16 protein-coding genes are annotated in these 23,231 nt (G+C 46.2%); 5 read left to right on the top strand and 11 right to left on the bottom strand.

Going from position 1 to position 23,231, the window contains the following annotated elements; translation table 11 throughout:
* The first annotated feature begins 350 nt into the window (after positions 1–350).
* A complete protein-coding gene (locus tag ABIA61_RS21745; RefSeq protein WP_283654174.1) occupies positions 351–1,361 on the top strand; it encodes an RICIN domain-containing protein in 1,011 nt (336 codons plus the stop codon).
* 371 nt (positions 1,362–1,732) lie between these two features.
* Here ABIA61_RS21745 and ABIA61_RS21740 read toward each other — a convergent pair whose 3' ends face one another.
* The 6 genes from ABIA61_RS21740 to ABIA61_RS21715 all read right to left on the bottom strand — a co-directional run bounded on the left by ABIA61_RS21740 (position 1,733) and on the right by ABIA61_RS21715 (position 9,747).
* On the bottom strand, positions 1,733–3,700 hold the full coding sequence (locus tag ABIA61_RS21740) for a BglG family transcription antiterminator (RefSeq protein WP_404520886.1): 1,968 nt from the start codon (positions 3,698–3,700) through the stop codon (positions 1,733–1,735).
* A gap of 46 nt (positions 3,701–3,746) precedes the next feature.
* Positions 3,747–6,422, bottom strand: coding sequence for a mannosylglycerate hydrolase (gene mngB, locus ABIA61_RS21735; protein WP_283654172.1), 2,676 nt, complete (start codon positions 6,420–6,422; stop codon positions 3,747–3,749).
* Positions 6,423–6,673: 251 nt separating this feature from the next.
* Complete coding sequence (locus tag ABIA61_RS21730) at positions 6,674–7,789, bottom strand: PTS fructose transporter subunit IIC (protein WP_404581243.1); 1,116 nt, start codon at positions 7,787–7,789, stop codon at positions 6,674–6,676.
* Between the two features lie 117 nt (positions 7,790–7,906).
* The gene (locus ABIA61_RS21725) at positions 7,907–8,224 is read right to left on the bottom strand and encodes a PTS fructose transporter subunit IIB (protein WP_014279235.1); all 318 of its coding nucleotides are present in this window, start codon (positions 8,222–8,224) and stop codon (positions 7,907–7,909) included.
* A gap of 1 nt (position 8,225) precedes the next feature.
* Complete coding sequence (locus ABIA61_RS21720) at positions 8,226–8,681, bottom strand: PTS sugar transporter subunit IIA (RefSeq protein ID WP_044644996.1); 456 nt, start codon at positions 8,679–8,681, stop codon at positions 8,226–8,228.
* A 172-nt stretch (positions 8,682–8,853) separates the two neighbouring features.
* Positions 8,854–9,747: a helix-turn-helix transcriptional regulator gene (locus ABIA61_RS21715; protein WP_404581242.1), complete on the bottom strand. Its 894-nt coding sequence runs from the start codon at positions 9,745–9,747 to the stop codon at positions 8,854–8,856.
* Between the two features lie 129 nt (positions 9,748–9,876).
* Between ABIA61_RS21715 and ABIA61_RS21710 the strand changes: the two genes are divergently transcribed.
* Entirely contained in the window at positions 9,877–12,132 is a 2,256-nt protein-coding gene (locus ABIA61_RS21710) for a glycoside hydrolase family 127 protein (protein WP_283654169.1), read from the top strand.
* A gap of 157 nt (positions 12,133–12,289) precedes the next feature.
* Here ABIA61_RS21710 and ABIA61_RS21705 read toward each other — a convergent pair whose 3' ends face one another.
* Together ABIA61_RS21705 and ABIA61_RS21700 are read right to left on the bottom strand one after the other, a co-directional pair.
* Positions 12,290–13,381 (bottom strand): RDD family protein, encoded by a 1,092-nt coding sequence (locus tag ABIA61_RS21705; protein ID WP_404520911.1) that lies wholly within the window; start codon positions 13,379–13,381, stop codon positions 12,290–12,292.
* Between the two features lie 35 nt (positions 13,382–13,416).
* Positions 13,417–14,295 (bottom strand): LysR family transcriptional regulator, encoded by an 879-nt coding sequence (locus tag ABIA61_RS21700; protein ID WP_283654168.1) that lies wholly within the window; start codon positions 14,293–14,295, stop codon positions 13,417–13,419.
* A 135-nt stretch (positions 14,296–14,430) separates the two neighbouring features.
* Here ABIA61_RS21700 and ABIA61_RS21695 point away from each other — a divergent pair, with 135 nt between their 5' ends.
* Positions 14,431–15,420 carry a zinc-binding dehydrogenase gene (locus tag ABIA61_RS21695; protein ID WP_404581241.1) on the top strand — a complete coding sequence of 330 codons (990 nt, stop codon included), beginning with the start codon at positions 14,431–14,433 and terminating at the stop codon, positions 15,418–15,420.
* An 85-nt stretch (positions 15,421–15,505) separates the two neighbouring features.
* On the opposite strand, the gene ABIA61_RS21690 is transcribed toward ABIA61_RS21695, so the two are convergent.
* The 3 genes from ABIA61_RS21690 to ABIA61_RS21680 all read right to left on the bottom strand — a co-directional run bounded on the left by ABIA61_RS21690 (position 15,506) and on the right by ABIA61_RS21680 (position 20,515).
* Positions 15,506–16,897: an MATE family efflux transporter gene (locus tag ABIA61_RS21690; protein ID WP_404581240.1), complete on the bottom strand. Its 1,392-nt coding sequence runs from the start codon at positions 16,895–16,897 to the stop codon at positions 15,506–15,508.
* Positions 16,898–17,176: 279 nt separating this feature from the next.
* A complete protein-coding gene (locus ABIA61_RS21685; RefSeq protein WP_283654165.1) occupies positions 17,177–18,544 on the bottom strand; it encodes a glycoside-pentoside-hexuronide (GPH):cation symporter in 1,368 nt (455 codons plus the stop codon).
* 27 nt (positions 18,545–18,571) lie between these two features.
* The gene (locus ABIA61_RS21680) at positions 18,572–20,515 is read right to left on the bottom strand and encodes a glycoside hydrolase family 127 protein (protein ID WP_283654164.1); all 1,944 of its coding nucleotides are present in this window, start codon (positions 20,513–20,515) and stop codon (positions 18,572–18,574) included.
* A gap of 197 nt (positions 20,516–20,712) precedes the next feature.
* Between ABIA61_RS21680 and ABIA61_RS21675 the strand changes: the two genes are divergently transcribed.
* Positions 20,713–21,588: a helix-turn-helix transcriptional regulator gene (locus ABIA61_RS21675; protein ID WP_404520882.1), complete on the top strand. Its 876-nt coding sequence runs from the start codon at positions 20,713–20,715 to the stop codon at positions 21,586–21,588.
* 113 nt (positions 21,589–21,701) lie between these two features.
* The gene (locus ABIA61_RS21670) at positions 21,702–23,102 is read left to right on the top strand and encodes a phytase (protein WP_404581239.1); all 1,401 of its coding nucleotides are present in this window, start codon (positions 21,702–21,704) and stop codon (positions 23,100–23,102) included.
* Positions 23,103–23,231 lie beyond the last annotated feature (129 nt).

Here is a 23,231-nt window from a genome sequence, read left to right as displayed (position 1 = left end):
ATTAAATGCTATTTGATCATACGAAATACTATTTTGACAAAGTCTATTAATTTTCGACAAATTTCTTCCGATAATATATCAGAGCTTCCTAAATATATCAAAAATCGATCTTAATCTAAAAACAGAAGGCAAGAAAAATGAATCGACCATTAACAAAAGGAGGGCGAAATATGAAAAACTTGTTGAACCAAAAATATTTGGATTAATGATGTAAAACTCACCAGTTTCCTTAAGGAGGCTCAAGAGAACCAAAGTAGAATACAATTTTCACCACTTTACAAATTGTTCCATAAATTTTGTGCATCCACCATAAAAACAGTATGTGAAATCATTATGAGGAGGAGTTTATATTGAAACTAAAAAATTTTAAGAGGTTTATCGTTCTTTTAGGTGTGTTTGCTTTATTAGGCTCTCTTTCCAGTCTGGCATCTGTTGTCTCCGCTGCTGATAATGAAGTGCAAGGCAGTGCTGTTGTAGAAGGTGTAAATTATAGGATTGTAGGCCGAACGAGCGGAAAGCTTCTTGATCCATCAACTAGTTCAACTGTTGTACAAATGGGCCTTAATAAGGTAACAAGCGAAAAGTGGAATTTTGTTGCTGTAAGCGATGGGTATTATAAAATTGTTAACAGTAGCAGCAACAAGGTTATGGATGTATCTGCTGATGGAATTATACTGGCAGATGATTCAGGAAGCAATAGCCAGAATTGGGGTTTAGTTAATGCTGTTGGAGGTTATTTCAAAATAGTCAACCGTGATAGCGGCAAGGTCTTGGATGTACTTCAAAATAGTACTGCCGATGGTGCTAAAATCATAGCGTATAACGATACCAATGCCTCTAACCAACAGTGGTACATCGCGCGAGAGATTAAAGGGAATGTAACATACACCCTCGTGAAGTCAGCTAACCCTACAGCCGATCAATTGGATGCATACGAAAGAATCACCCGAGCTATGGATACTACAGTAAAATACTATAATAATTTCACTGATTTTTCTAAGCATCTTACTATATACTATAGACCAGGAGTACCTACAGCTGAAGGAAGCTTCAACGGCACAATTAGCTTTGGCACGAACAGAGGGTTTATGGTTCCCGCCACAGCTATGCATGAAACGGGTCACACAATGGGAGTGGGACAGAACAGCGTTTATGCTTCGTTAATGTCGACTAGAATTTGGCAAGGCGCCAATGCAACTGCCGAGCTAAGATCGATTACAGGGAAGAATACTGACGAAATACATGGAGACAGAAATCATTTTTGGCCATACGGTCTCAATCAAGCTAGTGAAGTTAAATCAGATGCAGATTATATAAATCATTGCAGAATTGTATATGCTATGAAAAAAGATGGTATGTAGATTGAAAACAGACATTTCCTGCTTGGATTGGATTATTTTGGTTATGGATAGTTGAGGATTGCGAGCGAACAGGAGAAAAATGGAGTCACGCAAATAGACCATAACCGTAGCTTCGGAGACGATGGCTTTGGATGGTGTTCTCAATCATATTATGAGGTCAGCCAGTTTTTACTGGTTGACCACTTTTGTTTTTGTGGTGTATTAATCGGTAGCCGGTCAAATATCAAAAAAATTCTTCAAATTAAGTTTATTAAGAATGCTGGGTAATATTCGCCAATCCCACTCATCTAATGTTCATTAAAAAAGCAGAAAAGAGACCCTAAAGAGTCCCTTTTCTGCTGGATATATTGGCAATATAGGCTGGTCAGCCCTCAATGAAAATCATTGCTCTTGACTGCAAGCACCTGACGGGCTATTAGCATAAAGGCATCAAAGGAATGGCAATGCTTTAATCGTTCTAGCGTTTCTTCCTGACGGATCAGTTCTACGAACAGATCGTAAATCCCCATCGCCTGCTCGTAATCCTCTTTACAGATCGAAAGCAGGAATACAACATGGACCTCATGGTTGGCATCCCATTGAATCGGCTTTTCCAGCAGACACACGCTTACGACCGTCCGGTTAGAGCTAAGCTCCAAAGGATGGGGAATCGCCATACCTCGATCCAGAGCCGTAGATCCCAGCTTCTCTCTCTCCATGACTGCTGGCAGGAACTTGTCAGTCACAACTCCTTTTTGCCTCAAAATACCGCTCATTTCTTCAATCAGAGCATCTTTATTCGGCCGATCGGATCGGGTCATAAACAAGTCCTGGTCAAAATACCGCAGCAGTGAAATTTCCTGCTCCTCATCGCTGGCACGCACCATCCGTGTGATCGTCTCCATATCCCGTTCCGAAGGAATCGGACTAATTACCGCCGATGGTTTATCCTTACGCTGCTGTAAGTGGATCGTGGATACAATTAGGTCCTCGTCCACAGTGAGCATTTCCTCGTATTCCCGAAGTGAAACCACTCGGGATACATCCAGCTCAGCGAACAGCGAACGCAACCTGGATTCCAAAATCCGGGCGGTTCCGTAGCCGGAGCCGCACACCAGCAACACAGTTTTACGACGCCGATGTGGGATATTGTATTTGCGTTCCAAGGCGGCTCCGATATGAAGCGCCAAATAACCGATTTCGTTATCGTTGATGTCATACGGAAATGCTTTTTGCAGTTCTTTTACTGCACCGACCGTGATTTCATAGGCGAGCGGGTAATACTTGCGGATATGCCCAAGCAACGGATTACGCATGTTCATGCCATGCTCCAGCCGGGTCAGCATCGGTTTCAGATGCACAAACAAATCCCGGGACAGCCGTTCATCGTCACGCAAATCATAGGTGAAGCGCTCGTAGACAAATGTCAGCATCTCGCGCACAGCCAGAAAGAGACGGTCAGACTGGAGACGCTCCCACTCGGTTTCGGCCATCTTTTTGCTGACGATATGCAGCAGGACATAATCCAGCTCCCCTAAAGGACAGGTGATGCCAAAAGCCTCTTCCATCTCACTCAGAATGGTAGTAGCCAGTTCAATATCCCGCTGACCGCCTGCCACCTTTTCAAAGCGCTCCAATCCATGCCCTTCCTTCACTCGCAGTACCATAACCGCCAGATGAGTGATCAGATCCTTCAGTGCCAAATCCGCTATCTTGATGCCGTTGGGCCGCAGATGATTCAAAATAATTGCACGGATTCGCGGTAAATCCAGCCCCTGAAACAGCTGTTGCTGTTCCAAAGGCATACCGCTGCGTTGTCCTTCTTCATCGCGTACATCGGCATACTCAGCGAGACAGTAACGGATACTTTTCTCTTCCCCAACCACCTTCACGCCATATCCCGGCTTAGTGCGCAGGGTGAGAGCATAATCATCCAGAATCCGCCGAATGATTTTAAAATCATTATTCATGGTCGCCCGGCTAATATACAGCTCGTCGGCGAGGTCTTCCATCTTCACGTATTCTCCCGTATTCAGCAGCTTGAACAGCTCATACCTTATGCGTTCTTCCGGTGCTCCCGGTAACCGCCCGCTTACCTCCGTTTCTTCCTGACCTTCCTCAGCGAAAAAACGGTATCTTTCGGGATCAACGACCATGATTGTATAGCCGCTGCCCCTCTTGGATTCCAGACGTGCTCCATATTCATTCAGAATACCGCCCAGTTTTTTGAGATCATCGCGGATCGTCCGCTCTGTGACCTCCAGCCGCTCAGACAGTGCTTTGGTGGTCCAAGACCAGCCCTGATCGTTTCCACTGACGAGCTGGTACAGCTTTTTCAAGCGTTTGTAGGGAAAATTCATGTAGATTCAAGACCTCCTTTCCGATAAACCATGTTTTGTTTCCGTGTTACTTCGATTCAGGTGTAACCAGTACCGTTAACAGCTTGCAATGCCCCAACTCCGGCAATGGTGCGCCTTGGGCATCCGATGAGGCCAACGTTTCTCCCTTGGAGCGCTCATCCAGGGAAGCCAGCTCATAGTGGGCCGATTCACCGAATGCGATGCGTCCGACTGCATTCTTCTCCAAATAAGGATTAAATACACGCACAATATATCCATCATTATGCTCTGCTTTCTTGAATGCACTCAGGATCACATTCGAATCCTCGCTAAAGGATAGCAGGCTGTAGCTTTGCTCGAATATTCTTTCTTCGTCACGGAAGGCGAAAATTAAACGACCATTCAGGAAGTCAGACAACTGGTAGCTGGTCAATGGTGTTAAATATTCCTTGGCCGCTTTAGCTACATCTGCTTCATCAAAACCGGACTCATGCACATGCAGGGCAAAAGTGAATGAAAGCTCGCCAATGAGCTGTGCATCCGGCGTTTCTACGATCTTTTCTCCCGAAGCGCGTCCCGGGCGGTACAACAGATTTTCCTTGCCCATAAACCCAAAAGTACGGAATAACGTCAGCGCTATTGTATCATGTTCTTTGCCAATGACCTCATATTCTCGTACTCCTCCGGTCAGCACCGCTACTCCACGGGAACCATCGTTCAGCGCAGCATAGCTTTGCAGAGCCTCAATTGTGATCGGTTTTTCCGTCCACTGCTCCCGTTCCCACACCTCTACTTCTTCCAGCGTTGTTGGACGGGCAATGACCCCGAACGGTTGATCCGCAATAGAAAGCCTGGAAGCAATCCCGGTGTCAAATAGCACCCGCAAACGGTGACTCAGCACCTGATTGTCCACATCCACCGAGAAGCGTATCAGGCGTTCACCTTTCCGCAGGGAAACCGATGCCTGTAGTGGTAACACGGCAGAAGGCAAAGCAGCGGCGCGTTCATTCAAATCGTACGGAACCTTTAGCTTCATACGGAGGGACAGCTCCTCGGCTACCGGACTTTTAGATGTCACAGTCTCCACATCAGCACCGAGCGAAGAAACCGTGAGGTCACGTTCCGGCGGAGAATAGTTATAGGAATCTCCATCATCCCCATTTTCCTCAAACACCATCTGATCCGCGTACACACGTCCCGAGACTTTATCCGTAATGCTTAATGCCCCGTTCTCCTGTACAGCTACGCTATAAAATTCGTTTTCAATACCGTTTCCGTTACTGCGTTCTGCCGTGGCATCCCCGGTCGAACTGAAATCAAATACAATCTGCGTATATCCCATAGCAGGTACCTCCTGAAGCTCTACCAGCAGCTTCGCACGGAATACACGTTCAGGCAGATACACCTTTTTGCTCGGATTCAGGTAAATATGCTGACCAAGCACATAGTCTGTCTGTTCCACTTTTTCGGTAATCGTATACGGAAGCTGCTGTCCGTTCGTATCCCGAATTACAAAGCTTCCTTCCGGTAAATAAGCATCAATCTCTGTAACGCCCTTACGGGGATAAGGCAATGTGTTAAAGATGGTGAAGGCAAAGGTCTCCTCCTGTTTAATCTTTGAAGCAATCAGGCGCTTATGCAGATCCAGTAGATTTTCTGCGATATCCCGCGCTTGCTTGTAGCGAAAAGCCACATCCCGGTTCGTCGTGTCACTGTTGCAGCCACCGATGCTGTCATGGGCAGCATTTTCAAACATCAGCTTCCAGATATCCTTCACGATGTAATGCGGGTAGTCATGTCCCAGTGCATGACTGATCGACAGTACAGGCTCCAGCGTATTTACAATTAAATTTTCAATATAGTTATTTTGCTGCTTGAGGTCAGCCCGCGTAGAAAAGATCGACTTATGGATACGCATATGCTTCGCTTCCATTAGCTCTCCTTCCAGCACAGGAAGATCGCTGCTGTCCTTTTCAATTTCTTCAAGGAAACGCTCCGGCTCATTCATCACATATTCCCGTTCCGGGTCAAGCTCGTTGAACTTGCGGATCAGCTCCGGCAGGTTCAAGCGGACAGGCGCTTGGTCGAAGCCGTTCGGAAAATAAATATGGCGAGTGGACGCTTTTTCCTCCAGTGCACCGATTTGGCTGTCCAGATATGCTTCAAGTTCTCCGGGTTCCTCCGGAATATTACCGCCATAGTAGTACCCGAACGGTATTTGAACCGCAAACACCTGACTCCCATCCGAGCCCTTCCACAAAAATTCAGTTTTCGGGTTCGTATTGTCTGCTACACCGCGCCAGAACAGAAAATGCCGAATGCCGAACTCCTGATAAATCTGCGGCATCTGCGCCGATTGACCGAAAGCATCTGGCACATAACCAACCTTCATCGCATGACCATATTTCTGCGCCGTCTCCATACCGTAGTACAGATTGCGGACCATGGATTCACCGGAAATGACTAGCTGATCCGTCTGCGTATACCACGGCCCGGTCATCAGGCGCTTGTCCGTCACAAGACGGCGAATGCGTTCCTCATCTTCGGGGCACCATTTGATGTAATCATCCAACAGGGACCCTTGGGCATCCAAAAGATAATATTTAAAACCATCCCTATTTTCTAACGCATCCAGCACTTCTTTCACATGCTTTACCAAGTAAACTTTGGATCTGGAAGTGGTAAAGTACCACTCCCGATCCCAGTGAGTATGTGGAATGACATGCACTTTCGTACGGTTCATATCTCTATCTCCCTCTGTGTTGTCTATCTTCTATTTATATAAGCTGAACTTAAAAGTTTCATATTGTGCCACTGCGCAGTCGGATGATGCTTCCCATCGCCACCGCCCCCGGATTTCTGGAATAAAGCCTATAATCAGAGTAGAAATCCGGGGACAAAAGCGACCGCTTCGCTTGTACAGCACCATTCCGTCTACTTCGTTTTAATGTGCATTTTTTGAATTCAACTTATCTAGTGAAGTTCAGGAATAATTTAGTCAAATACCAGTTCAATGTCTTCTCCATTTTTCTTGACGGATGCTTCCTTCGTATCTGCCTGCAGCTTTTCTTCCTCACGGAAGTTGACGAGCAGGGTACCCGCTACAATGATTAAAGCTCCCGTAATCCCTCCTGCGAGATAAGCAAATGGAGTACCTACAGATATCGCGCCATACAGGCCGCCGATTGGAGGCATGATGACATGTGCGCCCAACAAAGCTGTCAATGCCGCACCTGCCGCACAGGCAATCATGTTCAGTGGAATCAGCTTGGCAGGGTTGCGCAACGTAAAAGGAATAGCCCCTTCGGTAATTCCAATAACGCCCATGATGACCGAGCCTTTTCCAGCTTCCCGATACGTTTTGGAAAAACGACGTTTCAGAATCAGAGTCGCAAGTCCATAGCCCAATGGTGGAATACAGATAGCAATGTTTACGAAAATATTAGGCAAATACACACCTGACAGGAATAACGCATTTCCCGCCATCCAGGCTGCTTTATTGACAGGACCGCCAAGGTCGAACCCGATCATGGCTCCCAAAATCAGGGCAAGCACGAGGGTGCTGGTTCCGCTTTCACTCATATGCTTGATCCAGTTAACCAGTCCTTCGTTAATCGCACTGAGCGGTCCACCCAGGATGACGGACATGAGAATCCCCGTTAAACCCACCGTAATAAGCGGCAGAATAATCAGTGGAACAGAACCCGCGGCCGGGCCTGTGATTTTCACTTTATTTTTCACCCACAGGGTGAGGTATCCGGCAAAGAACCCGGCAACGAGCGCGCCCAGAAAACCAGCGTTCGTTTCCTGTGCCAGTACGCCACCAATCAGCCCCGCAGCAAGCGCAGGCTTATCGGCAATCGAGTAGGCGATATATCCGGCCAGCACCATGTTCAGCAGCCCAATTCCGCGCCAGCCGACATTTTCCATCAAGTATAAAATATGAAGAAATCCGCTTTTATCGGCATAGGGGCCGAAGTCCGTAACCCCCATTGTCAGTCCAATAATTTTACACACCGCAACAATCAGGGAACCTGCAATAATAACCGGCAAAAGGTAGGAAATGCCTGTCATTAGATGCTTTCTAGCTTCACTCAGCCATTTTTTCATCATGTTCTCTCCTATCTTGAATACTACTGTTATCCAAAGGCTAATCGGTTGTTATTCAAGGCAGCTACGCTGCTGCTTTTCTTTTTTACTACATGTTGCTGTTCCCCAGCCTTAGCCTTATTTTTGAGCCGAGATGGCTTCTACCGCTTTGGTGAGAACCGCTTCCGCATTGTTGACCGCATGACCAATTTTGACACGAACGATTCGTTTATCCTCAAAACGCTCCGCTTCCTTTACCGTCTGGTCCGAGGCAATCAGTACAAAGTCCGCTGCTGCAATCTCTTCCTCCGTAAGCTTGTTCACCTGGCCTAGCGCACCCTGCTGTTCCACTTTAATGTTGTGACCGAGCTGTGCTGCTGCTTTTTCCAGTGCTTTTGCCGCCATGGGGGTATGAGCCAAACCTGCAATACACGATGTAACGCCTACAATTTTCATTTTATGACACCAACCCTTCTGTATATTGTTCGAGCAAATGATACACATCGTCGCCGCTCTTAGCACCCGCCACCGCCTCTTTGAAGGAATCCTCCAATAGCAAGGTTGCGAGTGAGGAAATAATTTGCAAATGGGATACATCCACGGAGCCTTTTGGTACTAAAATACTGAAAATATACTGGACAGGCTTACCGTCATGAGATGCCCAATCAATACTATCTTGCAATCGGATAACCAGAACTGCTGGTCTTGTGACTGCTTCGCTCTGCGTATGAGGTATGGCAAACTGATCCTGAAGGCCCGTCGAATATACCTTCTCCCTTTCCCACAAATCCTGCACCAGCTGTTCTCTATGGACGGTGACACCCAGCTTCTCAGCCTCTTGGGCAATAAATTCAAATACAGCCGATTTTGTCTCCAGCTTCTTATCCAGATAAATCTGTTCTCTAGTAATCATGGTGGATGTCTCTCCTCCCTTCTATCTATAAGTGAAACGCTTACAAGTTCATTCTAGCCGACTCCCCGCTAATGTTTTACCTATAAAATTTCCCTATCCAAGCGGAAATGCATTAGAGTTAATTTTTGGGAATGGAAAAGAAAAAAAGCGCACTAGGCGCTTTAGCTTGCCGTCAGACTTTGTTCATAAATGTTTTGTGATAGGCATTCCGGTACTGCGAAGGGGTCATATTCACTATTTTTTTAAACATACGCATGAAATACTTTTCATCCGTATATCCCGCTTCTTCCGCAACCTGCTTAATGCTCATATCGGTACGGGAAATCAGCTCCTTGGCTTTATTGATACGGATGCTGTGAATGAACTCCAAGGGCCGCATACCTGTATTTTGCTTGAACAAACGGGATATATAATCCTTGTTGTAATTGAATTTTCGGGCTAAATCCGTCACGGTTATCGGTTCTTCCGCATGAATACGGGTCCACTCGATAATTTTGTTAAAGCTCACATTCCCCTGTGGGCTAGCGGGACTGGAGGTCAAGCTGCTGAGAGCCAGCTCAGATATCTCGATCAGCAGCGAGGTGAACAGATAATTTACACTGTGATACGTAAGATAGTGCGAATTGGCTACGTGCAGAATCTGATTGACAATTATATGAATCCGGTCTCCATTGCCTGCGCGTACACATTGCGGTATATAGATATCCCGTACAAAGCCATGGCGCTGCAAATGAGCATCCATAACACGGGTCTCCTGCTTCATTTCTTCATTAGATAATACATTTGGGGTCGTGGGGACATCGAAGTGAAACCAGTAAAATGTAACTCCCGGCAACGATTCCTGATATCCTCCATGTGTACGACCGGGATAAAGCAACACAATATCTCCTTCCCCGATCTCAAAATGCTCCTGTTCCTCTCGTATATATACTTTCTCATGGACGCCAAGGATCAGCTCGAAGTTCTCTATAGAACGACTCATATGCTTCCAGGGCACCTCGGAAATAAACTCACCTGCTGAGATAAGCTGAACGGGTGCATCCACGTTTACTTTCAGATAAGTCATTTTATCGCCTCTTTAGTTCATGTTCGGATTTGTCCACCCATTGTATGGTTAAGCTACTGACATACCGCGATGGCAATGCTAATGTAGTGGAGAAATATACACTTTCATCTTAGCTAAGGAGCGATAATTTTGAAAGCAAAAGCTTTTGACTTGCATAACGTAAGCATTGATTCCGGCCCACTTTTACATGCTATGGAGCTGAATGCGGCCTATCTGTTGAGTTTGGAACCCGACCGTCTATTATCGCGCTTTCGTGAATATGCAGGACTGGAGCCCAAAGCGGCTCACTATGAAGGCTGGGAATCCCGCGGCATCAGCGGGCATACCCTCGGTCACTATCTGTCCGGCTGCTCGCTGATGTTTGCCTCAACGGGTGACGAAAAGCTGCTTGAACGAGTACATTATGTTATCAACGAGCTGGAAATATGCCAAAATAGTCATGGAAACGGATACATTTCCGGTATTCCGCGTGGGAAAGAGCTTTTCGAGGAAGTGAAGGCTGGCGATATACGCTCGCAGGGCTTTGATCTGAACGGAGGCTGGGTGCCGCTATACACCATGCATAAGCTCTTCGCAGGCTTGCGGGATGCCTATCTGCTCGCGCATCATCCCAAGGCTTTGCAGATGGAAATCAAACTCGGCGACTGGCTGGAGGATGTATTCCAGGGTCTGAACGATGATCAGGTGCAGCAGGTGCTTCATTGCGAGTTTGGCGGCATGAACGAGGTGCTGACGGATCTGGCCGAACATTCCGGGGAAGAGCGCTTCTTGAAGCTGGCGGAACGCTTTTATCATGGGGAAGTGCTGAACGATCTTGCAGTAAACCACGATACGCTGGCAGGACGACATGCCAATACGCAAATCCCCAAAATCATTGGCGCTGCACGGCAATATGAAATGACCGGGAAACCGCAGTATGCGGATCTCTCCCGCTTTTTTTGGGATCGGGTTGTTCACAAGCATTCCTACGTGATCGGCGGCAATAGCTATAATGAGCATTTTGGTGAACCGGGGAAGCTGAATGACCGTTTGGGCGAAGGTACCTGCGAAACCTGCAACACCTACAACATGCTGAAATTAACGAGACATATGTTCGAATGGAACGCATATGCAGCGTATGCGGACTACTATGAACGGGCGATGTTCAATCATATTCTGGCTTCACAGCAGCCTGTCGATGGACGTGTATGCTACTTTGTATCGCTGGAAATGGGCGGGCACAAGTCCTTCAATTCTCAATATGAGGATTTTACATGCTGTGTCGGGTCCGGGATGGAAAGCCATTCCATGTACGGCACTGCGATTTATTTTCACACGCCAAAAACGATCTATGTTAATCAATATGTCCCTTCTACTGTGACGTGGGATGAGATGGGCGTACAGCTCAAACAAGAGACTCTCTTTCCGCAAAATGGTCGGGGAACGCTGCGCGTCATCAGCAAGGAATCCAAATTGTTCACGATCAAGCTAAGATGCCCGCATTGGGCGGAGCAAGGTATGATCATTAAAATCAACGGGGAAGAGTATGCCGCAGAGGCTTGTCCTACCAGCTACGTTGTAATCGAACGGGAATGGAACGATGGGGATACGGTCGAGTACGACATTCCTATGACAGTAAGAATCGAGGAAATGCCAGATAATCCGCGCCGGATTGCCTTTATGTACGGTCCGCTTGTGCTGGCCGGGGACCTTGGGCCCGTAGGACAGGAGTCCAACGAGGAACGTCTGCTTGCGTCTGTTCTGATTGGATCGGCCGACTCTTTGACAACGAAACTCATTGCTGATGGGAACGAGTCTAATGTATTTCGTATGGACGATTTAGGCTATGTCAGAGATTTGGAGCTTCGCCCGTTTTATCAGATGTATGATCGTTCTTATACCGTTTATTGGGACCTCTTTTCCAAGGAAGAATGGGCATCAACAGAGGCGGAATACCGCACTGCGTTAGCGTACCAGTTGGAGTTGGAGCGACTTACGGTGGATGTTGTGCAACCTGCTGAAATGCAGCCTGAACGGGATCATGCCTTTATGGGCGAACATGTGAGTCTGGGGTCCATCTATAACCGTAAATATCGTGATACCTGGCCTGGGGGCTGGTTTTCTTTTGTCATGAAGGTTCTTCCGGATGAGCCCGTCCAATTAGCGGTGACTTATCTGAAAGATTCAGATCGCTCTCATCGTGACTTTGATATCATCGCAGATGGGCAGATGTTAGGAGAAGGCAAGCTGAAGTCCGAGGAAATGAATAAATTCGAAACGTTCGCGTATGAGCTGCCTCTGTCTGTGACGAACCAAAAGAATGAAGTTACGATTCAATTCACAGCCCATCCACAAGGCAAGGTTGCGAAAGTTGCCGGATTGCGGATAATCAAAAGTTACCTATAGCGCCACTACGCAGTCGGATAGTGCTTCCCATCGCCCACCGGATTTCTGGAATAAAGCCCTTCATCGGTGGAAATCCGGGGGTGGTGATGCTTCCGAAGCGAGCTTTCCTACAGAAGGCTTTGAAAGCGACCGCTTCGCTTGTACAGCACCATTCCGCCTACTCCGTTTTAATGTTCATTTCGCGAAAGCTGTCTCTAATCTTGCGCAACTCTTGCTGTGATCGACCATATCGGGAAGCGTACGTCCAGGCAAGCACTTGGTGATAATGCGAAGGAGTCTCTATCGTAGTCACGTTATACATAACTGGAGTATCTTCCACTTCTCCTTTTAATGTAAATTCAATAGCAGGATAGCCGTTTACCACGATGTTGGAAACCTTTCCCGATTCAGGGGTTGTAAGCCCTGATTCTATATGGCTCTGAATGATCTGTTTATACTCTTGAAGAGTCATACTGCTGTCGAAATCGCTTTTCGGTTCAGATAATACAATCAAGTATCTTTCTGTAAATTCATTTTTAATGGAGATATCCGCATCCTCATTAATCGTATAATCCCGTGACCAGCTCCACGGAGCCGTAACTTCAAACTGATCGTCCTTACTGACAAAAACGTCGGGCTTGGTTACTTGTGTGATGAGAGAAGAAATAAGGGATACAGCAAAGATGGCCGAAATGATCGTCATCAGGATGATTGCCCCTGCAAAAATCCCGGTTTTCTTTCTTCCCACAGCTCTCAGATCCCGTACCTTTACAACATATGTACCCGCAGCCATATCACCCAGCCGTTGTTTTTTGGGTGTCGCCAGCACACATATACCTGCAGGTAACCCCCAGAAAAGCAGCGGATTCGTATCCACCAGATGTATGGCGGTGCGGATCAACGATTTAACCATGCCCGGCGAGCTTCCTTCCCCATTCACAACTTGGATACGAAGAAGATATTTGCCCAGCGTGTAGCCTGTAAGTCCTTCCAGTAAGAGATAATAGCAGAAGGAGCCGATCAGGAAGATACCCACAACCATAACGATATTGGGACTTTCGGCAGCAGCTAACTTTTTCGCTGCAAAATAAACCAGTCCTCCATATCCAAAAACGATAAGGATGAAGTCAATCATCCAGGCAGCCCATCTTCTGAAAAAAATAGAGGCTCCGTATGTTGCTGATAACACAGCCATCCTGTCCGGCTTGGGCCGAATATAGCTCCCATTGACTACATGCTCACCCGATACTACGGTGGATGGATGTTTCATTAAATCTTGTTCTTCCAAATCATACACCTCTAATGTCAAATTAAATCCTCATTCAGTATAGCATTCCTTTTCATCCAGTGAAGCAAGCCTGACAGCGCACTGGAGCAAACGGAATCCCGCCGATGAACAAACCACACCTCCAATTTCCGATATTTTTCAGGCAGACGATGTGAAGCAATACTTCCCGTTTCCTCCGCCTTCGCAATCGAGGATTGTGGCAGCATAGACACTCCCATACCAGAAGCTACACCACCCAGAATAACTTCCAATGTTCCAAATTCCATAATCTGATAGGCATTAATACCTGTTTCGCTCAAAAAACTTTCCGCTCTTGCCCGATGTGTGCAGCCCACGTCGAAAAACAGCATAGGCTTGGCAAGCAGCTCGCCCATGTTCTTGTTCCCAGGTTCCGAGATAAGCACCAATTCCTCTTCATAGGCCGCAACATGCTCTATATGCGGATCATCGACAGGCCCATAGACGAAGGCTCCATCTAATTCATAATTCAATACCTTTTGTACGAGATCATGCGTGCCGCCTGTCAAAAGGGATAGTTGGACATCCGGGTATTGTGAGTGGTATTCCGCCAATAATGAAGTCAAATGCGTGACCGCCGCTGTCTCAATCGAGCCCAATCGCAAAGGTCCCGTAGGATGGTCCGAATATTGAGTGGACTTTACAGCCTCGTCCAGCAAGGTCAGGATTGTATCCGCATACCCCAAAAGATTCTCTCCCGCTGGCGTTAGCGTCATTCCGCGATTAGATCGACGAAAAAGCGGTACGTTCAATTGTGCCTCAAGCTGCTGAATCCGGGAGGTCACATTGGACTGTACATAGTTCAAAACCTGCGCAGCCTTCGTGATACTGCCCTCGCGAGCAACAGCCTGAAATATTTTCAAATCACTGCTTTCCATATATACGTCACCTGCTTGGTATGATCATTTATGATACTCACGTTCGATTTTGTTCATTTTACCGGATGCTTATCGCTCTGTACAATTCAATATACATGCAAATGCATCTCAATTCGAACCACGGGAGGTTTTACAATGAAAGCTATGATACATGCCAGCAAAAACGGCCTTGAAGGCCTAATGTATAAAGACGTTACCGATAGACAACCCGGGCACGACGAAGTGAAGGTAAGACTCCAAGCCGCAGGCTTGAACCATCGGGATCTGTTCCTCATAGCGGATCGAACAGCCAACGATACTCCACTCATTCTCGGGTCGGATGGCGCAGGTGTGATCGAGGCTGTGGGCGATGGCGTCCCAACCTCGCTCGTAGGTACTGATGTAATCATCAATCCATGTATCGGATGGGAGAATACGCACCACGTCCCTTTGGTCCCAGCCATTCTGGGCGGACCTTCAGACGGGACATTCGCTGAATCGGTTATCATCCCCGTCCAAAATGCCGTCAGCAAGCCAACTTACCTATCTTGGGACGAAGCAGGGGTGCTACCTTTGTCTGCTTTAACCGCTTACCGCGCTCTCTTTACCAGAGGCCAATTACAGCAGGGTGAGCACGTCCTCATTCCCGGCATTGGCGGCGGCGTAGCCACGTATGCCATGCTTATGGCTTTAGCGGCGGGCGCACGGGTCAGCGTCACATCACGTAGCGAAGCGAAAAGACAAGCTGCCCTCGCCCATGGCGCTAATCAAGCATTTGACAGCCATGACGATTGGAAAGAAAGTATGAACGGAGACTCCGTGGATCTGATCCTTGACAGTATCGGCCCTGCTACGTTCGACAAATACCTGGAAATCCTCAAACCGAATGGTCGAATCGTTACATTTGGCGCAAGCTCAGGAGATCGAATAGAGATTCCGCTGCGGTCTATATTTTTCCCTCAAATCAGCATCATCGGCACCTCCATGGGCAGTGGCGAGGAATTCGCAGATATGCTTCAATTCATGGAGCGCCATGCACTCCATCCAATTATAGATAGCGTATTCCCTTTACAAGACACGGCACAAGCCTTCCACCGTATGCAGCAGGGAGCACAGTTAGGCAATATAGGGATCAGGATGAAGTAAGAGCCTGAACGAAGTACAGGAAGAAAAAAATCCACTACTATAAAATGCCTTCATCCAGAAGTCAATTTTATGGTAGTGGACCTACTCAGTCGATCAAACGATGCTGGACCCATTTGTTGCCGCGGAAGCGCCAAAGGAAAACGATCCCCCGCACGCCCCATTCAATATCCATAGCCAGCCAGACACCAACAATCCCCAGATTGAACACAATGCCCAAAATATACCCCAGCACCACCCGGCACAACCACATGGACAGCATCGAGGTGAGGGATGTAAATTTCGAATCACCTGCTGCTCTAAGCGCAGAGGGTGTAATAAAGGCGATGGACCAGAGCGGGATCTGGGCCAACGTATTAATCAGTATGACAATGAAAATGTCATCTACGATTTCAGCAGGTGGATGAAACAGACCCACCATTGGCTTGAACAAAGGCATCAGGATTAATCCCATTACAATAAAAGAAAAAGACGATAGCCAAATAAATGATTTGGTAAACTTGCGGGCATCCTCGACATTTCGACGACCCATACATTGACCAACTACAGTCACAATCGTAAGAGCCAAGGCATTCGCAGGAATTTGGAACACATTAGCCAGTGATGAGCAAATGGCATTCGTCGCCAACGCATTTGTCCCCAGGCTCACAATGAAAATTTGGGTTAAAATTTTACCCCCATTGAAAAACATCTGCTCTGCTGCAAAAGGAAGTCCGATGAACAGAATCTTTTTAAGCATGGCTAGATTAAAATAAAGCATATCTCTAAGCTGAACACGCAAATCGTCATCTACCCTGACCAAATAGATCAACGCGCAGACTGCCCCTGCATATCTGGACACGTTTACGGCAATCGTCATGCCCAGCACACCCATATCCAATACATTAATGAATACTACATTTAGAAGCACGTACGAGAGGTTCATGATGAGAGAAAGAGCCAGCGATGCCCTCGTCTTCCCGATCCCCCTCAGCGCTCCACACACCGCCTCAACGATCGCAATCCCCACGAAAGACATACAGCTTCCCAGCAGATACACCTTACCGTTAGCTAATACATCAGCCGAGGCGGAGCCAAACAGAACACTTAAGATCGGATTGTACAACACGATCATAAACAGACTGATAGCCAAGGCCAGCAAGGAAACGGAGGAAATGGTGCCGGATGCGGCTTTAGAGACCATAAGGTCGTTACCGCTCCCCTTATACTGTGCCACGACAACCGTTCCCCCGGTAGACACAGCGACAAATACATTAATCAGGAAAATATTCAGGGAATCAATCATATTCACCGCGCTGACCGCCGCCATACCCGATGAACTGATCATTGCCGTATTCACCAAATTAAGACCCACGATAAAAGCCTGATCAATCAGAAGCGGGATAAACAGAGCAATAATCTGTCGATAATCAATAGACTCTCCCGAAAAATGCCTATTCAGAAAGCCATGTGTTCTTATTCTTACACTCAGTTGACTCATATCATCACATTCTTTTTATCAAATTGAAAAAAACCCTTCAACAGAAGAGCTTCCATGGCGGGAAAATGTATAGAGTTGCAAGGCTAGATGTACCTAGTTCTTGATTTCGTACACTTTTCTCTACATAGAAGTATCACTCCAAAAGAAAATCCTGTCAATGGTTTTGCTCACATTTAAAAATAGAAAAAAACACAAAAACCTGCTCAGTTCAGTGAACAGGTTTTGAAGTGGCATTAATGTTTTTACGATATGATTAAATCCTTGTTAGACGAATTAAAATTATCTTCTCGCAATTAAATCCTGTTGAATGGAAGCTTCGTTCTTTTCGAATTTTTTATACAAGAACATAGGAATGATACCGATCAGGAAGACGATAAACGGTAGCCAGATAAAGCTGAACTGAATTCCAGACAACGCAGTAGGCGTTTGGACCTTCCCGGCGATGTAACCGGTGCTGCCCATGATCCATGCTGGCAATAATCCGCCGATTCCGCTACCCGCTTTAATACAGAATGCGCTTCCAATGGAGGTCAGGAATCCACTTGCCCGAATACCATTTTTCCATTCCCCGTAATCAACTGTATCTGATAACATCGCAAACGGCATAGAACATGCAAAGCCTGATCCTAACGCACCAATAATCCAACCAATTATAATGAGGGTTAAGTCCGTACTTCCCATTAAAATCACAACCTGACCCAATGCAGCCAGGATCAATCCAATAATCATGATCGAATTTTTACTTAATTTTCTGGCGAAAAACGGAATCAGGACCATCGAGATCAATTGTAAAGAGGTCAGTCCGTTGATTAAAGGTACCAAGTCCTTGCTATCCAGATTGTATTGCAGATAAAAGATAAGCGTCGCTGAACGGATATTCAAGCCAATCCAGTAGCACAAATTAGCAGCTACGACGAGCATCCAGGGCCAGTTTCGTTTGATGGCTGTAAAACTTTTAGCAATCGGAACGGATTTCGTTTTAACCCCTGCATTTTCTCGCAAATCGGCAAACGCTATCAAAAACATGATAACGGCCATGATTCCAAATAAAACGAGCGTTAAGGAAAAACCTTTTTGATCATTCCCCTGTCCAAAGAAGGCAACCAGAGGCAATGTAAACGTCGTAGCTATGAAGAAGCCCACATTCCCCCCGACCATACGGAAGGAGTTCAATACGACGCGCTCGTTAGAGTTCGTGCTCAGGTTAGGCAGAATGGACGTAATTGGCGTACTGATTCCTGTATACAGGATACCGGCTATGATATAAGTGATCGCCGCGTACGCAATCTTTCCAGACTCACTCCAGTTGGGTGTTGTGAACGTAAGAACCATGAACACCGCAAACGGGATACATAACCATAGAAAATAAGGTCTACTCTGCCCGTATTTTGACTTGGTCCGGTCAATCAGGATGCCCCAAATCGGGGCATCAATGGCATCAATGAAGCGGGTGATAAATAGTAAGGTCCCGGCAATTCCAATAGAAAGACCGAACACATCTGTATAAAAATATAATAAATAGCTGGAAATGACACAGTATAAAAGATTGCCTGCTGTATCCGTTAATGAATAGCTGATTTTACGATGAAAAGGAACAGTACTGTCTGCTTTCTCGGGTGGTTCCGTACTCACAATTCTCGTGCTCATGATCTCTTCTCTCCCCATAAGAATGAATTATGATTCATAAACCCACACACGCATTTCTCCTTTATCCCGGTTGCACCAGGCGTAGTAAGGAATAGCTGTGATTTGTTGAGAAACCAATTCAGGGGGCTCCGAGCTATATAATGTCGGTGAACCTTTCACCCGATACCCCTCCGTGGTCAGCTTTACAATGCCACCAAGCAGGTTTTCGCTAAACTCTTCGGTAATGAGACTGTCCTTCGGCAATCTTAATCCCGCCAGGTTCTCCCCGTTATCCACTTCTTCCAGACAAAACACGATTGGACCACGTTGGAGAGCGACCTGCTGCTGATTCATGGAGACAAGAGTATTGCTCCGAATCCGTTCCACCGGCATAGCCAAATGCAGGGTTACCACATCACCATCATTCCAGGTGCGCTGAATCTCTGCATAGCCTTTTTTCAGATGATGTAATGAAATGGTTTCGCCATTCACCTTCACCTCTGCCTGCTTGCACCACCCCGGAATCCGCAAAGCCCATGTAAACGAAGTCGGCTCTGCTACATGAATCGAAAAGGTCAGGTCCGCATCCCATGGATAATGATGAGTTTGTGTAATTTCCACCTTTTGACCGGATAAAACCATGTTTACCTTGCTTGCAATATACAGGTGCGTATACAGAGTATCCTCGGTTTGGGTATACATATTATCTTCGACCGAAGCGATCATGCGCGCTAAATTGGGCGGACAGCACGCACAGAAGAACCATTTTTGCCGTTCTGTTTTTACGTGCTCCTGATCTTTTCTGGATTTTTGAAAAGGATTTACTTCCAGTGGGTTTACGTAGAAAAATCGTTTTCCATCCAGATCCATCCCACTAATTGTTCCATTGTACAGCGCACGTTCCAGCACATCGGCATATTTCCGGTCTGGTGCTAAGCGCAGCATACGATTGGCCCAAAAGGCCAGCCCTACAGAGGCACAGGTTTCGCAGTACATGCTGTCATTCGGGAGATCATGATTGCAAGTGAACGCTTCTGCATTTACAGAAGATCCGATGCCAGCGGTAATATACATTTTTCGGTTCGTAACATCGTCCCACAGGGCTTCACAGGCTTTTAAAAGGGAGGCATCTCCTGTCTTCGCAGCCAAGTCTGCCATTGCAATATACAAGTACACCGCTCTTACGGCATGACCAACAGCCTCCGTTTGTTTCCGGACAGGCTTGTGTGCCTGCTGGTATTCGAAGCCTAAGCCAAAATTAATGTTGTTATCATCATTCCAGGTGGGCTCTGTTTGAATTTGTTTTCTGTTTTCTCGTTCCTCTTCAAAGTAAATCGGGTGCTGCCCCCGCTGTTCAATAAAATATTGCGCTAATTTGAGATATTGATTCTTTGCAGTTACGTCGTATAATTTGATCAAAGCCAGCTCGATTTCTTCATGCCCAGGATAGCCTTTTCGTTTCCCCGCTTCCGTACCAAAAACCTGCTGAATCAGGTCCACGTATTTCTCCATAATGTGAAGGAACTTCGTTTTGCCTGTCGTTTCGTAATAAGCAACCGCCGCTTCTATAAAATGTCCCGCACAATATAGCTCATGGTTATCGCGTAAGTTGGTCCAACGATTGTTGGGCTCTTTCAGCAAATAATACGTATTCAAATAGCCATCTTCAGCTTGAGCTCTTCCCAACAACGCAATCACTTCATCCGCCCGTTCTTCAAGTTCAGGGTTCGGATGATCCCTTAAACTAAAGGCCACCGTTTCCAGCCATTTTGCAATATCACTATCTTGGAAAACGGTTCCATAATACTCCCCGCTGGATTCACCAGCCGCAATTTTAAAGTTTTCAATCGCATGACTGGGTTCTGTATCTGGTAACTCATCATTTAATGCTTTCCACTGATATGGGATGACCTCTTCTGCCACAACCTGCTTATACTTTTTCCAAAATAAATCCTCAACGACGACATGTTTTACTGGCTTAGCTGTTTTCATTGGATAAACATCCCTTCCCGAAAATAGAACGCTTTCATTTTTAAAAAAATAAGGATAAAGTAATGATAAATACCCGACCAAGCTAATCTGGGGTTTCCTTGCTACAGTCCTTATTTTATCAACCTGAACTTATAAAAAAAATCGCGATCTTTAACTAAAAGTTATACGATTTCACACACATAAAGGAGCTGACTTCCATGAGCAAAACAAACTTTCTATCTTTCCTTGTCCCTCCATTGCCTTATTTCATTGAGGGAAATTTTACTACATACCAAAAAGGGGACTGGCACCCGAATCGTTATAACTTGGGCTATTTTGACGTTATTATCATCAAAGAAGGACTGCTGCACATAGGCGAGGAAGATGAAGCATGGAAGGTTACCCCAAATTTCGCTTTAATTCTCGAACCGGATAAACACCATTTTCCCATTGAGGCATGTACAGAACAAACCTCCTTTTACTGGTTCCATTTTCAAGCCAGTAGTATGTGGTGCGCACAAGCCTCACCCAATCTGATCACACCAAGCTCGCCCATACCCGAGCTGCATTTTCATTCCGAACATACAACAATCCATTTACCCAAATTTCAAAAACTAATCAATCCCCATGAGCTGTTTTCTAAATTAGACTACTTACTAGCCTCTACCTTAAAACCTAGAAAGCTGGCCCTATGGGAGGCCCAACAGACGTTTGTGAATATTTTTCAGAGTTTGGAATATGATGAGAATTATAAAAGCAGTTCTTCCAAGTTAGCAGAACAAATCGAAATATACTTAAAACAGAATTACAAAAATACGATCACCAATAAAGACCTGGAGGCTCATTTTCACGTACATCAAAACTATCTCGCCAGATGCATGAAGGTCGCTTTTCAGCGTACGCCGCTTGAATATTTAATGGATTACCGACTGGATCAGGGGCGCAGTCTTTTGCTGCAAACCGACTGGTCTGTGCAACAAATTACAGAGGAAACGGGGTTCTCCCAAGCCAGCTATTTTTCCAAATGCTTTAAACAAAAATTCGGGATGTCCCCGAAAAACTATAGACAACAATACTGGAAGCCAGCTAATTGAATCGTAAAATATATAGGCATTACATCTCCTTTACATTTTTAACATACTCCCGTTATATTGCCCCTTTATACTGAGTCAGCTATAGATTTTACATCGTGAAAAGGAGTATACATATGAAGACAACTAAACTAGCCCTGTTGACAGTCTTGGCCGGGACTTTGGTATCACCTGCTGAAATAACCAAGGCGGCAGACGTTCAGTCATCCGGGTATGCACCGCTGAGAACACAGGCAGACAAAATGGGGGCATTAATTACATGGGACAGTGACGACAAGTCTGCTTTGGTGAAGCTGAAAAATGGCATCGTCGGAACCTTTACAGTCGGTGAGAAGCAATATCGCCTAGCTGGCCAAACGGGGGAAGCGGATCGTGAAATTAAGATAGTCGGTGGAAATATTTATCTTCCTACAAAACTTCTTACCACGCTTGAAGCAGAAAACAGCAAATATACGGATCCCAAAGACGCAGTTCCTACCTATAAGGTTACCCCTACTGCCGAAACAGAAGCAGTAGAGGATGGGGATGACGCTGCCGACGATCCTGCTATCTGGCTGAATCCGACCGACCCGGAGAAAAGCAGACTTGTAGCGACCAATAAAGGCGGCGGAATTTTGGTCTATGATCTGCAAGGCAAGCAATTACAGAACTATAAGGTCGGCAAAATGAACAATGTGGATATCCGGTACGGTTTTACACTGGGCGGTAAAAAGATTGATATTGCAGGAGCAACCAATCGCACCAACAACACCGTTGATATCTTTGCCATTGACGGGGTATCAGGAACGTTAACAAACGTGGTTGACCAGCCTATTAAATCATCTATGAAAGAAGTGTACGGGTTCAGCTTGTACCATAGCCTCAAGACAGATAATTTTTACGCACTCGTTTTGGGCAAAGAGGGTGAATTTGAGCAATATGAGCTGACGGACAACGGAAATGGCAAAATAGCTGGTAAGCTGGTCCGCCAGTTCAAGCTCGCTACGCAATCCGAGGGCATGGTGGCTGATGATGAATATGGCACGGTCTACATCGCTGAAGAGGATCACGCCATTTGGAAATATGATGCCGAGCCAGACGGTTCCTCCGAGCCGCTACGACGTGTTGATGTTGCAGACGGGCGCAGACTTCAGGATGATATAGAGGGACTTACATTGTATTACGGCAAAGACGGCAAGGGGTATCTCATCGCCTCCAGCCAAGGAAACAGCAGCTATGCGATCTATGAACGACAAAGTGACAATGCTTATATAAGCAACTTTACGATCAGCGCCAGTCCTACAGTCGACGGCACCTCTGTTACAGACGGTATTGATGTTCTTGGCTATGGATTAGGCAAGAACTTCCCGCACGGTATCTTCGTTGTACAAGATGATGAAAATCTTCAAAATGGCAAAAAGCTGAATCAGAATTTTAAAATGGTGCCTTGGGAGCAGATCGCCAAGGGCGCACGCATCCCGCTAACGATAGACGATGGCATCAACCCGCGTGAATTGGTGAACAGAAGCACGAAGTAATGCCTGTCAGAAAGTTACATTCAACATCTGTTAAAAGAAAATAAAGTATTAGACTGGTAACCTCCTATTACGCTAACTGGCAGGTTAGTGACTGAAGGAGAAGGGTACAGAATTGCTCCATCTTCACGG

Source organism: Paenibacillus sp. RC21 (genome assembly GCF_044907935.1).
Taxonomy (GTDB): Bacteria; Bacillota; Bacilli; order Paenibacillales; family Paenibacillaceae; genus Paenibacillus; species Paenibacillus terrae_A.
The sequence above is the reverse complement of the archived record's forward strand: the minus strand, read 5'-3'. Positions and strand labels throughout refer to the sequence as shown.